Source organism: Streptomyces sp. NPDC127098 (genome assembly GCF_042722465.1).
Taxonomy (GTDB): Bacteria; Actinomycetota; Actinomycetes; order Streptomycetales; family Streptomycetaceae; genus Streptomyces; species Streptomyces millisiae.
This window is the reverse complement of sequence record NZ_JBHXFJ010000078.1, coordinates 1-13,852: the sequence shown is the minus strand read 5'-3', so window position 1 is coordinate 13,852 and position 13,852 is coordinate 1. Positions and strand designations below refer to the sequence as shown.

Genomic DNA, 13,852 nt, shown 5'->3' with positions numbered 1-13,852 from the left:
CGCGGCGGCGACGGCCACGACGACCGGAGGGGCGTGTCCGGGGGCCGCGGCCCGTCAGGAGCCGTCCCGGTGCCAGGCGCCGTCGTTGCTGCTCGCGACGACGTCGGCGAACCGCGGCAGCGTCCACAGGTCGGGCTCGTCGGCCACCGCGAGCAGCGCCCGCAGCCCGTCGACGAGCCCGTGCCGGTGCTCCGCAGGCAACCGGTCGGCCAGCGCCGCCATCTCCCGGCGGCGCTGGTCGAGCACCCGCGCCACCAGGTCGCGCCCGGCGGCGGTCGGGGTGAGCACGACCTCGCGCCGGTTGTCCTCGTTGGCCCGCCGGTCCACCAGGCCGGCCGTCTCAAGACGCGCCACGGTGCGCAGCGCCGTGGACGGGTTCACTCCCAGGGCCCGGGCCAGCACGGCGAGTTTGGCCGGGGCGCAGGCGTCGAGCACCACCAGCGACCGCAGTTGGGCGAGTGACAGCGTCTCGTCCACCCTGGCGAGCGCCCGCGCGGACACCCCCACCATCAGCCGGGCCGCGGCCATCAACGAGGAGACCAGCTCCTCGACCCGCTCGGCGTCACCTTCGTCGCTTTCCATCGGGCCATCGTAGGGAGCCGGCACCCGTGGTGACGGGCGCCGGCTCACTGGGAGGACCTGGTCGTTCGCGGTTACGGCGTGACGACCCGGCCGCCGAAGGTCACGTTGAGGCGGCCGTCGGAGGCGAAGGACCAGCCGAGGGCGCCGGAGTACGTGGCGCACCGGGAGCCGTTGCTGCCGGAGTACCACTGGTTGGAGCTGTCGGAGTTGCCGACGATCCGGTCGTTCGAGCCGCCGTTGCACGAGGTGTTGTTGCGGAACACCGAGGTGCCGGCGTCGAAGTTGAAGTTGCGCTCCTCGCTGCCGATGCTCACGTTGTTCGAGATGGTCATCGTGCCCGGGTTCCGGTTGTAGGTGAACCCGTGCTGGCCGTTGTCGACGGCGATGTTGCGCCGGATGACGTGGTTGATCGGGACGTCCTCGCCGCCGAGCTTGTAGCCGTTGCGGTCGCCGTTGGAGAGCTGGGTGCCGTCGCTGAGGGTGCCGTTCTCGTAGGAGAGGGAGTCCTCGACGGTCACCGGGCCGATCGCCTCCTCGTCGGCGTAGGTGTAGAGGTCCCAGCCGTCGTCCGCGTTGTTGTGGGCGACGGCGTAGCGGAAGACGTTGCCGTTGCCGACGGTGAGCTTGGCGGCGAAGCCGTCCGCGTCCTCGCCGTCGGAGTCGGCGTTGTCGTGCGACTCGGCGCTCAGCACGAGGTTGTTCGACGGCCACTGGGCGCGCGGGGTGCTGGAGGAGATCCGCGCGATCTGCAGCCCGGTGTCGCGGTTGTACCGCGTCACGGTCCGTTCCAGGACGTTGTTGTTGCCGCCGACGAAGATGCCGTTGTCACCGGCGCGCTCGACGGTGACGCCGTAGACGTGCCAGTAGTTGCCGTTGACGGCGAGCCCACGGTTGGAGGAACTCTCGCTCTGCGCGGAGAAGTTCAGCACCGGCCGCTCGCCGTTGTACGCGGTCAGCCGGGTGCGGGCGCTCGACGTGCCGTTGTTGCCCGCCGGGATGGTGACGGTCTGCGAGTAGTTGTAGGTGCCACCGCGCAGATAGATCGTCCCGCCGGGGTCGACGCGGCTGATCGCGGAGGTGAGCGTCGTCGGGGCGGATATCGTGCCGGCGGCGCCGTCGGTGCCGTTCGGCGCCACGTACAGCGTGGCGACGGCGGCCTCGACCGGAGCCGCCTGCGCGGTGCCGATGGTGGTCAGTCCCGCTCCGGCGACGAGCAGACCTGCGCACCAGGCCGTCGCCACCGTTCTCGCTTTCCTTCGTGCGGGCATGTCGTGCCTTCCTTCCCAGACGGCTCTGCATGGGGGGTGGGGGGCCGCGCGGCTCGGGCGGAGTTCAGGCTAGATCGTCCGGTGTGGACGATCAGGGGCACGATGTGGACTATCGCGCGCATCCTGTAAACCAGTGGAGAGGGAGAACATGGAGCAGCGGATCTTCGACCGGAGCGGCCAGCGGGTGTCCGCGGTCGGCCTCGGCACCTGGCAGCTCGGGGCCGACTGGGGTGAGGTGAAGGAGGACGAGGCGCTCGCGGTGCTCGAGGCGTCCGTCGAGGCCGGGGTGACCTTCTTCGACACCGCGGACGTCTACGGCGACGGGCGCAGCGAGCGGCTGATCGGCCGTTTCCTACGGGAGCGCCCCGACGCCGGGGTGGTGGTCGCCACCAAGATGGGCCGCCGCACGGCCCAGGACCCGGCGCTGTTCACCCTGGACAACTTCCGCTCCTGGACGGATCGTTCGCGCCGGAACCTGGGCGTCGACCGGCTCGACCTGGTGCAGTTGCACTGCCCCCCGACGCCGGTGTTCTCCTCGGACGCCGTCTTCGACGCGCTGGACACCCTCGTCGCCGAGGGGCGGATCGCGGCGTACGGGGTGAGCGTCGAGACGTGCGCGGAGGCGCTGACCGCCATCGCCAGGACCGGCACGGCGAGCGTGCAGATCATCCTCAACCCGTTCCGGCTCAAGCCGCTGGAGGAGGTACTGCCGGCCGCCGCCGACGCGGGCGCCGGCGTCATCGCGCGGGTCCCACTGGCCAGCGGCCTGCTGTCCGGCAGGTACACCGAGCGCACCGTCTTCCCGCCGGACGACCACCGCACCTACAACCGGCACGGTGAGGCGTTCGACCAGGGCGAGACCTTCTCCGGCGTCGACTACGCGACGGGCGTGGCGGCGGCCGCGGAGTTCGCCGGGCTGGCCCCCGAGGGAGCCAGCCCGGCCCAGACGGCGCTGCGCTGGATCCTCCAACAGCCTGGCGTCTCCACGGTGATCCCGGGCGCCCGCGACCGCGACCAGGCCGCCGCCAACGCCGCCGCGGCGGCGCTCCCGCCGCTGCCGGGCCACACCCTGGACGCCATCCGCGAACTCTACGACCGCCGCATCCGCCCCCTCGTCCACCACCGCTGGTAACACCGAACCGGAGCCCGGCGTAGCCGGGCGAAGCCACCGCAGCGGGCCGGCCCCGCCGGGGCGCACGGCGCCCCCGTCCCGGCGTGGCGGTTCGCCCCTGCCGGCCGACGGCCGGCTGGCCCGGGTTCCGGAGCCACGACGGCGTACGAGCCGGGGCGAGCTTCGCCGCGCCCCGGCGAAGCCGGGCGAACCGGTGGAGTCCAGCCACGGCAGAGCCGACGGACCTGGCGGTCCGACCGCCGCGGACGGCTGGCGCCGAGCGCCCCACCGTAGCCGGAGCCCCACGGCGGAACAGGCCGGGGACGGCCGGCACCGCCGGCCCAGCCAGGCCGCCCGCGCGAGCCCTTGGCCGCCAGCCAGCAGGGGCCGCGGGGCTGCCCCGACCGCCGCCGGTCCCGGAACCGGCGCCCCTTCGAGAGCCCTCAGCCCGCCAGGGCGGTAGCGCCCCGACCGCCGCCGGTCCCGGAACCGGCGCCCCTTCGAGAGCCCTCAGCCCGCCAGGGCGGTAGCGCCCGCCAGGGCGGTGAGCGCGGCAGCACAATCGCGTTGGAGTGCGATGTCCGACCACATGCTGTGGTGCGGCGCCGCGTTGGAGCAGACGACGGCGCCGCGGGCGCCGACGCGGGCGCTTTCCGCGATGGCGCGGCGGCAGAACGCCGCGCCGACCGGGCCCTCCTCGAATGTGCCGAGCCGGGGGGTGTAGCCGACCCAGCCCTCGCCGAAGACCAGCGGCACGTCGGCCGCCGCCGCCCAGTCGGCGGCCGCGTCGATCCAGGTGACGAGCCGTTGTTCCATGGCGAGGCGGTGGATCGCGTAGCGGTCGTAGAGCCAGGCGTCCCACTTCCGCGGGTCGCACCAGTCGTGGACGTACAGCTCGCGGTGCTGGACGATGGTGGCGTCGAGCCGCCACCGGTCCTCGGCCGGTGGCAGCCAGTCGGCGAGGTCGGGCGCGTCGGGCCGCAGCAGGTCGCGGCGGACGGCGTCCTGGGGGAACGGCCGGTCGGGGGCGCGCAGCGCGTAGGTGTCGATGAGCTCGTCGAGGACGCCGTAGACGTACGGGTGGAAGGCCGCCACGTCCGCGCCTGCCGGGATGCCCCGCAGCGACCCCACGGGCACGGTCGCGTAGTTGACGGTGACCGGGCGGTCCGGGTGGCGCTCCTTGAAGCGGGCGATGCCGCGTTCGAGGCGCGGCCGGAGGGCGACGACCCGGTCCGCGTCGGCGGGCAGTCCGTCGGCGAGGCGGCCGGCCTGCACCTCGTTGTGCAGTTCAGTGAAGGCGACCCGGTCGTCGAGCCCGCCGTGGGCGGCGAGGAAGTCGATGAGGTCGGCCTGCGCGTCGGCCAGCTCCTCGGCGCGCCGCTCCGGGTCGATGGCCATCAGCGCGTCGAACCACCGGCGGTCGCCGGCGAAGGACGGGCTCTGCTGGTACTCCCAGCTGGAGAGGATGACGAAGCAGTCGTGCCGGCGGGCGGCCTCGAACAGCGCGAGCAGGTGGGCGCGGCCGTCGATCTCGGTGCTGGCGCGGACGTCGTACCAGCGGACCCGCTGCCCGAACTCGCCGCCGAGCGGGTCGAGTCGCAGTCGGCCGGTGTCGAGTCCCGAGCGGAAGAGCAGGTACGGCATGGCGCAGATCCGCACGGCGTTGTAGCCGCGCTCCACGGCCTCGGCGAAGGCCCGGTCGAGGTCCTCGAAGGGTTCGCCGGGGCCGGTGCGGGTGTACCAGGTGAAGTCCCAGAGGGAGATGACCAGCTTCTCGGGGAGCTGGTCCGGGAGCGGGGTGGGCACGGTGGTCACGGCCTCTCTGTGTCGGCCCTTCCGGGCGGTCGGCGGCTGACGGCTCCGGGCGGCTCGGGACGTGGGTTCATCGTGCGATCGGCCCATCGGCCTGTCAAGAACTATTCATAAATAATAGCCAAGCTAGACTGGGCGGGTCAGGTCCCCGTCCACTCCTGGGAGCTCGTCATGGCGGCCTACTCAGCCCGCGGCGTGCACGGACAGGTGGTGCACCACCTGGGCGCGCGCATCGTGGGCGGCGAGTTCACCGAGGGCGACACGCTGGACGTGCGGGCCCTGGGCGAACAGCTGGACGTCAGCCTCACCGTGATGCGCGAGTCGCTGAAGGTGCTGGCCGGCAAGGGGCTGATCGACGCCCGGCAGAAGCGCGGCACCTTCGTCCGCGCCCGCTCGGCCTGGAACCTGCTCGACCCCGACGTGATGCGCTGGCGGGTGGTGAGCGGCGACTCGGGGCAGCTGCTGCGGGACCTGGCCGACGTGCGCTCCATAGTCGAGCCGGCCGCGGCCCGCCGGGCCGCGCTGCGCCGGACCGAGGCCGACCTGGCCGCGCTCGACGCGGCGCTGTCCGCGATGGCCGGCGCGCGCGGCGACTCGGCGGCGGCGACCGAGGCCGACACCGCGTTCCACCGGGCCCTGCTGGCCGCCACCGGGAACGAACTCCTCAGCCGTCTCGACCTGCTGCTCGAGCCCGGGCTGCGGGTGCGGGACCGCCTGGTACACGCCCACCCGGCGGCCGGCGATCCGGTGCCGAGCCACCGGGCGGTGCTGGACGCGGTCCGCGACCGGGACGCGGCGCGCGCCGAGCTGGCGATGCTCGACCTGCTGGCCAAGTCGGCGGAGGATCAGGGCCTGTTGGCGGCCGGCGACAGCTGACCTCCGGTCAACGGCCGCTCGCTACAAGGGTGTCGGGCCGGTATCGATCCGCGGCCACCTCTTGACGGGTCGGGAAACACGACAGCAACATCTGTAAACGATTACAGGCGCTGGAAACGATTACAGCGATCGGGAACTCCCCCAACAAAAGGGACGGATTGGGATGTCGAACGGTGGACAACCGACCATCGTGTCGATCGCGCGGCGCGCCGGCGTCTCGACCGCCTCGGTCTCCCGCGTGCTCAACGGCCAGGGGGCCCGCCGGGACACCACCGAGCGGGTGCGCCGCGCCGCCGCGGAGCTCGGCTACGTGCCCAACGCCGTGGCCCGCTCCCTCAAGGACGGCAGGACCAGGCAGCTCACCTTCGCCGTGCCCGACATCGGCAACCCCGTCTACGTGGCGATGGTCCGGGCGATCCAGGCCGTCACCAAGGCCGCCGGCTACCGCCTGCTGCTGCACTCGACCGACGCGGTGGCCGAGGACGAACTGGCCGTGCTGCGCAGCCTCGGCGACCGCACCAGCGACGGGCTCATCCTCTGCCCGATCCGCATCACCGACGCCCACCTGGCGGCGCTGGCCTCCGCCGCGGGCCCCGTGGTGGTGATCGGCTCGCTACCAGAGCCCGGCCCGGTGGACAGCGTGCGGGCCGACTCGGTCGCCGGCGCCGCGCTGGCCGTGCGCCACCTGTACGAGACGGGGCGGCGGCGGATCGCGTACATCGGCGGCCCCTCGGACACGGTCCCCGGCCACAACCGCGACCTCGGCTACCGCGCCGCGCTCGCCGAGTGCGGCCTCCCCCACGACCCGGACCTCGTCGTCCACACCGACTTCGGCATCGAGCAGGGCCGGGCCGCGGCCGAGCGGCTGCTCCCCGCCCGCCCGGACGCCGTCTTCTGCGCCAACGACCAGCTGGCGCTCGGCGCCGCGCACGCCCTGCTCGCGCACGGCCTGCGGATACCGCACGACCTGGCCGTCGCCGGCATGGACGACAGCACGCTCGCCCAGGCCGGCTGGCCGCCGCTGACCAGCGTCGACCTCGGCTCCGCCGAACGCGGCCGGCGCGCCGCCCGGATGCTGCTCGACCGACTCGAAGTCCCGGCCGGGAACCCGCTCCTGCCCGCGCCCAGGACCACCACCACCCCGCCCCGCCTCGTCGTGCGCGCCTCCACCGCGCCGGCGACCGACCCCAGAAGGTGACCATGAGTCTCACCGCCGCTCGGGCCGACGCCGCCCCGGGCAGCCGCGGCACCCCGCCGCTCCGCACACCGGGCCGTCGCCGACGGGCGCTCGGCCTCGACCGCGGGGCCTGGTTCCTGCTGCTCCCCGTGCTGCTCCCGATACTCGTGCTGAGCGTCGGGCCACTGCTGTACGGCATCTCGCTCGCGTTCACCGACGCGCAGGCCGGCCGCACCTCCCCCACCCAGTTCGTGGGCAGCCTCAACTTCCAGGACCTGTGGCACGACGACCTGTTCTGGGAGTCGTTCCGCATCGGCGTGGTGTGGGCCGTCTGCGTCACCACCCTGCAGTTCCTGCTGGCGCTCGGCCTCGCACTGCTGCTCGACCAGGACCTGCGGTTCCGCTGGCTCGCCAGGACGCTGGCCATCGTCCCCTGGGCCATGCCCGAGGTGGTCGTCGGCATCATGTGGCGGCTGGTCTACCACCAGGACGCCGGCATCCTCAACGGGGCGCTGACCGACCTGGGCCTGATCACGGAGAACGTCGACTGGCTCACCGACCTGTCGCTCGCGCTGCCCGCCGTCATCGTGGTCGGCGTGTGGGCCGGGATGCCGCAGACCACGGTCGTGCTCCTCGCCGGCCTGCAGAACGTCCCGCACGAACTGCGGGAGGCCGCGCAGCTGGACGGCGCCGGCGTCTGGCGCCGCTTCACGACGGTGACCTGGCCGGCGCTGCGCCCCGTGGTGCTGGCCATCACCGCGCTGAACTTCATCTGGAACTTCAACTCCTTCGGCCTGGTCTACGTGCTCACCGGCGGCGGCCCGGCCGGCGAGACCAGGCTGCCGAGCCTCTTCGTCTACGAGGAGGCGTTCACCTACGGCCAGTACGGCTACGCCGCCGCGATGGGCCTGGTCCTGGTCGGGGTCGTCGCCGTCTTCCTGACGGTGTTCCTGCGGAACCGGCTCAAGGGGGAGAACGATGAGTGACGCCACGAACCCGGGGCTCGCGAAGGCCGCGCCGGCCCGGCGCCGAGCCGCTCGCGTCGGCCGCGCCGGGCAGTACCTCGCGCTGGCCGCGTATCTCGTCTTCCTCGCCTTCCCGCTGCTGTGGCTGGTGTCCACGTCGTTCAAGTCTCCGCAGGAGCTGGGGTCGATCGACCCGACGTGGTTCCCGAGGGAGCCGAGCCTGGACAACTACCGGGACGCGTTCGACGCGCAGCCGCTGCTGCGGTCGGCGCTCAACAGCCTGCTGGTGGCGGTCAGCGCGGCCCTGATAGCCGTGGCGATATCCGTGCCGGCGGCGTACGTGATGGTCCGCTTCCGCTCCCGGATCAGCCAGGCCGGCACGGTCTGGATCCTGATCAGCCAGATGTTCCCCTTCGTGCTGGTCATCATCCCGCTGTTCCTGGTGCTGCGGAACCTGCACCTCATCAACTCGCTGCCGGGCCTCGTCCTGGTCTACGTGGTCTGGAACCTGCCGTTCGCGCTCTGGATGCTCCAGGGCTACGTGCGGGCGGTGCCGCCCGAACTCGAGGAGGCCGCCGCGATGGACGGCGCCGGCCGGCTGCGCACCCTGGCGAGCGTCGTGCTGCCGATGCTCACCCCGGGCCTGGTGGCCACCCTGATGTTCTCCTTCGTCACCGCCTGGAACGAGTTCTTCTTCGCCCTGGTCCTCCTCAAGTCTCCGGAGAAGCAGACGATGTCCGTGATCCTCACCCACTTCATCGGCGCCGAGGGCGTGGCGGACCTCGGCCCGCTCGCCGCCGCCTCGGTGCTCGCCACCCTGCCGACGCTGCTGTTCTTCGCGCTGCTCCAGCGGCGCCTGGTCGGCGGCATGCTCGCGGGGGCGGTGAAGGGCTGATGCGCCGACGACTCCCCCGGGCGGCGGCCGCCGCCCTCGCGCTGGTCACCCTCGCCGGCTGCGCCGGCGCCGACGACGGTGGCGCCGACGACGGCACGGTCACCCTCGAGTTCCTCAGCCTGGCCTGGCAGGAGGAGTCGATCGCCGCCAACGAGGCGCTCGTCGAGGAGTGGAACGCCGCCAACCCCGACGTCCGGGTGCGCTACGTGCAGGGCAGCTGGGACAACATCCACGACCACCTGCTGACCTCCTTCGAGGGCGGCGAGGCCCCCGACATCATCCACAACGACGCCTCGGACCTCACCGACTTCGCCTACGGCGGCTTCCTCGCCGACCTGGGCGGGCTGCTCCCGGACGAACTGCGCGCCGACATCCCGGCCGAGTCCTGGGAGTCGACCACCTTCGACGGTGGCGTCTACGGCGTGCCCTTCCTCCAGGAGCCGCGGGTGCTGATCGCCAACACCCGGCTGCTCGAGGCGTCCGGGGTGCGGGTGCCCACCACCGAGGAACCGTGGACCTGGGCCGAGTTCGAGGAGGTCTGCCGGGCGCTGACCGCCGACGAGGACGGCGACGGCACCCCGGAGACCTACGGCGTCGCCTGGTCCATGCGCGAACCGGTGGCCCAGTCCGTCAACCTCTCGCTGAGCACCGGCGGCCAGGTCCTCCACCGCGAGGACGGCAGGAACGAGGTGCGTTTCGACGCGGCCGACTCCGCCGTCGCCGAGCTGATAAACCGACAGGTGCACCGGGACGGCACGGCGCCGAGCGGCAGCCTCGGCATGTCGGGCTCCGAGACGCTGCCCGGCTTCTTCGCCGACCGCTACGCCATGGTGCCGCTCAACTTCTCCTTCCGGCAGCAGGTGAGCCAGCAGGCGCCCGACGGCTTCGAGTGGACCGTGCTGCCCATGCCGACCGGCGGCGGAGCGCAGGGGCTCGCCCAGGGCGTGGTGCCGCAGACCCTCTCGGTGGCCGAGGACAGCGAACACCAGCAGGCCGCCGTCGACTTCATCGCCTTCCTCACCCGACCGGAACACGCCGTCGACCTGGCGCGCGGCGACTGGATGCTGCCCACCAGCCGCACCGCGCTGACCGATCCCGCGCTCAACACGACCGACGACGGGTGGCACGTCGGCGCCGAACTGGCCGACCGGCTGCGCCCCTCGCCGGTGCTCGGGGTGCGCGGCTACCCCGAGTGGAAGGACAAGGTCGCCACCCCCGCCCTCCAGGAGTACTACGCCGGCGCCCTGGACCTCGCCGGGTTGCGGGAGGAGCTCGCGGAGGACGGCAACCGGATCCTCAACCGCTACCAGCGCTGACGCGCCGCCCGCGCCCGGCACCACCCCACACCCGACGGAAGAGAGCTCTGACCACACCATGAGCGCCACCCCCATGACCGCCCCGGAACCGGACCCGGCCGCACGACCGGCCCCGCGCCGGCTGCGGGCCGTGCCAGAGCAGCCGCCGCCGGCCGCCGCCGTGCCGCGGGACCGTGCCCGGGGCGCCATGCTGGGCCTCGCCGTCGGCGACGCGCTCGGCGCGCCGGCGGAGAACCTCAAGCCCTCCCAGATCAGGGAGCGTTGGGGGCGCATTGTGGGGTTCGTCTCCGACGACCCGGCCGGCACGGACGACACCGAGTACGCGATCTTCTCCGGGCTGCTGCTCGCCGAGCACGGCTCGGAGCTGACCGTCGAGCACGTCGAGTCGGCGTGGCACGAGTGGATCGCCGACCTGGACGAGGGCCCGTTCCGGGGCGCCGGGTTCAGCGAGCGCGGCACGCTGGAGAACCTGCGCCGGGGTCTCGCCGCGCCCATCTCGGCGCAGCACCGGCACGCCTGGAGCGACGGTCTCGCGATGCGGGCGGCGCCGTTCGGGGTGTTCGCGGCGGGCCGGCCGGCCGAGGCGGCCCGTCTGGTGGCGATCGACGGCACGGTCTCGCACGACGGCGAGGGCATCTACGGCGGGCAGGCGGTGGCGGCCGGGGTGGCGGCGGCCATGGTGAGCCACAGCCCGGACGTGGTGGTGCTCGCGGCGCTCTCGGTGGTGCCCGACGACTCGTGGACGGCGCGTTCGCTGCAACGCGCGGTGACGGCGGCCCGGCGGGCGCGGCGCGACCCGGCGGCGAGCCAGCTGTCCGTCGAGCGGGCCGTCAGGTCGGCCACCGTGATCGGCGGCTATCCGTGGACCGACCTGGCTCCGGAGGCGGTCGGCCTGGCCTTCGGCGCGTTCGACGCGGCCCGCGGCGACTTCGCGCGGGCGGTCGAGACGGCCGTCAACATGGGCCGGGACGCGGACACCACGGCCGCGGTGGCCGGGGCGCTGTGCGGGGCGCTGCGCGGCGAGGCGGCCATCCCCGCCGACTGGGCGGCGGCCATCGGCCCGGTGCGCGGCAGTTGCCTGCCGTCGATGGCCGGCCGGCACGTGCTCGACGTCGCCGACCGCCTGGCGCCGACGCGGACCGGGCCGCCGAACGGCCTCGCTGAGGCGGCGCGATGACCGAGCCCCGCGCGGCGGAGTCCGTGGGTCGCCGGATCGAGGGCCTGCTGCTGGGGATCGCCGCCGGCGACGCCGCCGGCTGGCCCTCCGGCCGACACCGGGCCGCCCGGCTGCCCGAGTGGACCAGACGGCTCACCAGGGAGCTCGACACCTTCGCCGAGCAGAACGCGACCACCACGCTGCCGGTGCCCATAGCGCTCAACCAGCCGCCGGAGCCGCTGCGGCTCGGCCCCTCGGACGACGCCGAGTGGGCGGCGTTCACGGCGCTCTCCCTGCTCTCCGCGGCCAGTGGCGGCGGAGCGCCCGAGGAGATCGCCGGCCGGGTGCGCTCGGCTCTCGCGCTGGCCTGGACGGCGTTGGCCGACGAGGTCGCGGCGGCGGCCGAGCAGGCCGACGAGATCGAGTCGGCGCGCATCCCGCTGCGGGCCAGGATCTCGGTGCGGGCCGGCCTCGGGAACCTGGCGGCCGGGCTCAGGCCGCCGGCCACCGGCCACGACAACCCGCACTACTTCGACGACGCGGCCTGCGTCCGGGCCGCTGTGCTGGCCGTGGCCCACCCGGGCGATCCGGAGGCGGCCGCCGCCCTGGCCGAGTTCGACGCCCGCTACACGCAGGACGGCGACGGGGTGCACGGCGCCCGGGCGATGGCGGCGGCGATGGCCGTGGCGCTGGCCGGCGCCCCGGTGGACTCCTGCGTGGACGAGGCGCTGCGGCAGTTGCCCGAGGGCACCGAGATCCGCCGCAACGCGCTGCACGCCGTCGGCCTCGCCAGGTCCGCGGTGGCCGCCGCGCCGGGCCCGGCCGGCACCGCGTTCGCGCTGGTGCCGGTCCTGGAGCACGAGATCGTCGACCACGTCTACAGCTACGGCATCGCCGCGGCCGAGACGGTGCCCGTCGCCCTCGCGGTGGCCATCGCGGCCGGCGGCGCGGTCAGCGAGGCGGTGCCGACGGCGGCCTGCCTGTCCCGGGTGGCGGACTCGGCGCCGGCCCTGGCGGGCGCGCTGACCGGGGCCGTCTCGGGCGCCGGGGCGCTGCCCGCCAGCTGGCGCGCGGCCTGCCGGACGCTGCCCGGCTGCGCCCTGCCGAGGCTCGCCGGCACCGACCTGGTGGAGCTGGCCGCGCGGCTCGCCGCGACGCCGTTCGCCGGGCGGCCGGCGTCCCTTTCCTCCGCTTCCTCGCTCCCCCGGGAACCCGACCTCACCCCCGCTCCCGGCCGCGCCGCGGCCGTGGAGAGCTCTGCCCGCCAGAAGGGATCGACCACATGACCTCTGCCACCCCTTCGTCCAGTCCCTCCGCACTCTCCGACCGAACCCACCTCTCCCTGGAGAGCCGCACCGTGGGCGCCCTGGTGGGCGCCGCGGTCGGCGACGCGCTCGGCGGCCCGGTCGAGGGCTGGACGCCCGAGGCCATCGTCGAGCGGCACGGCGGCCGGGTGCGGGGCATCGTCGAGCCGTTCCACCGCGACCAGTGGCGCACCGCCCGCCCCATCGCCCCGTACCACAAGGGCGACGGGCACGTCACCGACGACACCCTGATGACGCACGCCCTGGTGCGGGTCTACGAGAAGGTGCGCGACCACCTGGACGCGTACGCGGTCGCCGACCACCTGGTGCCCGACCTCATCACCACCCCGCGCTGGATCCCGGAACTCGACGCCGAGGCGCTGCCGTTGCAGCGGATCTTCCTGGCCGAGAAGTGGATCGTGGCCCGGATCCACTACGGCCACGTGGACCCGCGCGAGGCCGGGGTGGGCAACATCGTCAACTGCGGCGCCGCGATGTACATGGCGCCGGTGGGCGTGGTCAACGCCGGCAACCCGGCCGGTGCCTACGCGGAGGCGCTCGACGTGGCCGGCGCGCACCAGTCGTCCTACGGGCGGGAGGCGGCCGGGGTGTTCGCCGCGGCGGTGGCGGCCGCGTTCAAGCCGGGCGCCACGCCGGAGTCGGTGGTGGGTGAGGCGCTGTCGCTGGCGAAGGACGGCACCCGCGCGGCGATCGAGGCGGTGTGCGAGGTGGCGTCGGGCTTCGACGACTTCGAGGCGGCGCTCGGCCCGCTGCGGGCGGCCGTGTCGCCGTACGACACGGTGGGCGCCGACTACCGCAAGCCCTCGCTCGGCGCCCGCAGGCCGTCCAGGCTGCACGCCATCGAGGAGCTGCCGATCGCGCTCGGCATGCTGCTGGTGGGCCGGGGCGACTTCCGGCACACGGTGCTCGGCGCGGTCAACTACGGCCGGGACTGCGACTCCATCGCCACCATGGCGGGCGCCGTCGTGGGCGCGCTGCACGGCGAGGACGCGGTGCCGGAGGAGTGGAGCGGCGAGGTGGCCAGGGCCAGCCGGCTCGACCTGCGGGCGCCGGCCGAGGCGCTGTCCGCCGTGGCGCGCGAGGTGTTCGCGCGGGACGTGACGCGGCGGCGGGCCCATGAGGAGCTGTTCGCCGCCATCTCGGGGGCGCGGCCATGAGCGGGGCGCTGCGGTTGACCTGGGTGCAGCCGGAGGACCTGCTCGGGCACGAGCTGCGGCAGGCCGCCCAGGACGGGCGGGACGCCTCGGCGGTCGAGCGGCGCTGGCTGGCCGCCGGCGGCCGGCCGGCGCCCGAGCGCGCCGGCGCCTCGGCCGGGCCCGAGGATCCGGCGCTGCGCCGGCTCGCGGAGCGGCTGCTCGACGAACTGGCC

The 13,852-nt window shown here is 74.1% G+C and carries 12 protein-coding genes and 1 pseudogene; 10 read left to right on the top strand and 3 right to left on the bottom strand.

Annotated elements, in window-relative coordinates:
* Nucleotides 1-54: 54 nt before the first annotated feature.
* Together ACFWI8_RS32135 and ACFWI8_RS32130 are read right to left on the bottom strand one after the other, a co-directional pair.
* Complete coding sequence (locus ACFWI8_RS32135; protein ID WP_387098777.1) at nucleotides 55-582, bottom strand: MarR family winged helix-turn-helix transcriptional regulator; 528 nt, start codon at nucleotides 580-582, stop codon at nucleotides 55-57.
* Nucleotides 583-653: 71 nt separating this feature from the next.
* Entirely contained in the window at nucleotides 654-1,850 is a 1,197-nt protein-coding gene (locus ACFWI8_RS32130) for a silent information regulator protein Sir2 (protein ID WP_387098775.1), read from the bottom strand.
* Between the two features lie 148 nt (nucleotides 1,851-1,998).
* Between ACFWI8_RS32130 and ACFWI8_RS32125 the strand changes: the two genes are divergently transcribed.
* Complete coding sequence (locus ACFWI8_RS32125; RefSeq protein ID WP_387098773.1) at nucleotides 1,999-2,982, top strand: aldo/keto reductase; 984 nt, start codon at nucleotides 1,999-2,001, stop codon at nucleotides 2,980-2,982.
* A gap of 489 nt (nucleotides 2,983-3,471) precedes the next feature.
* Here the strand turns inward: ACFWI8_RS32125 and ACFWI8_RS32120 are convergent, their stop codons facing one another.
* Nucleotides 3,472-4,767 carry a cellulase-like family protein gene (locus tag ACFWI8_RS32120; RefSeq protein ID WP_387098797.1) on the bottom strand — a complete coding sequence of 432 codons (1,296 nt, stop codon included), beginning with the start codon at nucleotides 4,765-4,767 and terminating at the stop codon, nucleotides 3,472-3,474.
* Nucleotides 4,768-4,944: 177 nt separating this feature from the next.
* On the opposite strand from ACFWI8_RS32120, the gene ACFWI8_RS32115 reads away from it, so the two are divergent.
* The 9 genes and pseudogenes from ACFWI8_RS32115 to ACFWI8_RS32075 form a co-directional block, all read left to right on the top strand.
* Nucleotides 4,945-5,649, top strand: a complete 705-nt coding sequence (locus tag ACFWI8_RS32115; RefSeq protein ID WP_387098771.1) for a FadR/GntR family transcriptional regulator — start codon at nucleotides 4,945-4,947, stop codon at nucleotides 5,647-5,649.
* 163 nt (nucleotides 5,650-5,812) lie between these two features.
* A complete protein-coding gene (locus tag ACFWI8_RS32110) occupies nucleotides 5,813-6,847 on the top strand; it encodes a LacI family DNA-binding transcriptional regulator (protein WP_387098769.1) in 1,035 nt (344 codons plus the stop codon).
* A gap of 2 nt (nucleotides 6,848-6,849) precedes the next feature.
* Nucleotides 6,850-7,812: a carbohydrate ABC transporter permease gene (locus tag ACFWI8_RS32105; protein ID WP_387098767.1), complete on the top strand. Its 963-nt coding sequence runs from the start codon at nucleotides 6,850-6,852 to the stop codon at nucleotides 7,810-7,812.
* Nucleotides 7,805-8,686, top strand: a complete 882-nt coding sequence (locus tag ACFWI8_RS32100; protein ID WP_387098765.1) for a carbohydrate ABC transporter permease — start codon at nucleotides 7,805-7,807, stop codon at nucleotides 8,684-8,686. The genes ACFWI8_RS32105 and ACFWI8_RS32100 overlap by 8 nt, the downstream gene beginning before the upstream one ends.
* Nucleotides 8,686-10,002 carry an ABC transporter substrate-binding protein gene (locus ACFWI8_RS32095; RefSeq protein ID WP_387098763.1) on the top strand — a complete coding sequence of 439 codons (1,317 nt, stop codon included), beginning with the start codon at nucleotides 8,686-8,688 and terminating at the stop codon, nucleotides 10,000-10,002. The genes ACFWI8_RS32100 and ACFWI8_RS32095 overlap by 1 nt, the downstream gene beginning before the upstream one ends.
* 58 nt (nucleotides 10,003-10,060) lie before the next feature.
* Entirely contained in the window at nucleotides 10,061-11,179 is a 1,119-nt protein-coding gene (locus ACFWI8_RS32090; protein WP_387098761.1) for an ADP-ribosylglycohydrolase family protein, read from the top strand.
* Nucleotides 11,176-12,444, top strand: a complete 1,269-nt coding sequence (locus tag ACFWI8_RS32085; RefSeq protein ID WP_387098759.1) for an ADP-ribosylglycohydrolase family protein — start codon at nucleotides 11,176-11,178, stop codon at nucleotides 12,442-12,444. Before ACFWI8_RS32090 ends, ACFWI8_RS32085 begins: the two co-directional genes overlap by 4 nt.
* A complete protein-coding gene (locus ACFWI8_RS32080; RefSeq protein ID WP_387098757.1) occupies nucleotides 12,441-13,640 on the top strand; it encodes an ADP-ribosylglycohydrolase family protein in 1,200 nt (399 codons plus the stop codon). The genes ACFWI8_RS32085 and ACFWI8_RS32080 overlap by 4 nt, the downstream gene beginning before the upstream one ends.
* A pseudogene (locus tag ACFWI8_RS32075) lies at nucleotides 13,637-13,852 on the top strand (ADP-ribosylglycohydrolase family protein); the annotation flags it as partial. The gene ACFWI8_RS32080 and the pseudogene ACFWI8_RS32075, both read left to right, overlap by 4 nt.

What these genes read in the sequence shown, in the direction of transcription:
- ACFWI8_RS32080 (WP_387098757.1), top strand. Translation starts at nt 12,441, where the DNA reads ATGACCTCTGCCACCCCTTCGTCCAGTCCCTCCGCACTCTCCGACCGA.
- ACFWI8_RS32105 (WP_387098767.1), top strand. Translation starts at nt 6,850, where the DNA reads ATGAGTCTCACCGCCGCTCGGGCCGACGCCGCCCCGGGCAGCCGCGGC.
- ACFWI8_RS32090 (WP_387098761.1), top strand. Translation starts at nt 10,061, where the DNA reads ATGAGCGCCACCCCCATGACCGCCCCGGAACCGGACCCGGCCGCACGA.
- ACFWI8_RS32115 (WP_387098771.1), top strand. Translation starts at nt 4,945, where the DNA reads ATGGCGGCCTACTCAGCCCGCGGCGTGCACGGACAGGTGGTGCACCAC.
- ACFWI8_RS32130 (WP_387098775.1), bottom strand. Translation starts at nt 1,850, where the DNA reads ATGCCCGCACGAAGGAAAGCGAGAACGGTGGCGACGGCCTGGTGCGCA.
- ACFWI8_RS32100 (WP_387098765.1), top strand. Translation starts at nt 7,805, where the DNA reads ATGAGTGACGCCACGAACCCGGGGCTCGCGAAGGCCGCGCCGGCCCGG.
- ACFWI8_RS32095 (WP_387098763.1), top strand. Translation starts at nt 8,686, where the DNA reads ATGCGCCGACGACTCCCCCGGGCGGCGGCCGCCGCCCTCGCGCTGGTC.
- ACFWI8_RS32085 (WP_387098759.1), top strand. Translation starts at nt 11,176, where the DNA reads ATGACCGAGCCCCGCGCGGCGGAGTCCGTGGGTCGCCGGATCGAGGGC.
- ACFWI8_RS32135 (WP_387098777.1), bottom strand. Translation starts at nt 582, where the DNA reads ATGGAAAGCGACGAAGGTGACGCCGAGCGGGTCGAGGAGCTGGTCTCC.
- ACFWI8_RS32110 (WP_387098769.1), top strand. Translation starts at nt 5,813, where the DNA reads ATGTCGAACGGTGGACAACCGACCATCGTGTCGATCGCGCGGCGCGCC.
- ACFWI8_RS32125 (WP_387098773.1), top strand. Translation starts at nt 1,999, where the DNA reads ATGGAGCAGCGGATCTTCGACCGGAGCGGCCAGCGGGTGTCCGCGGTC.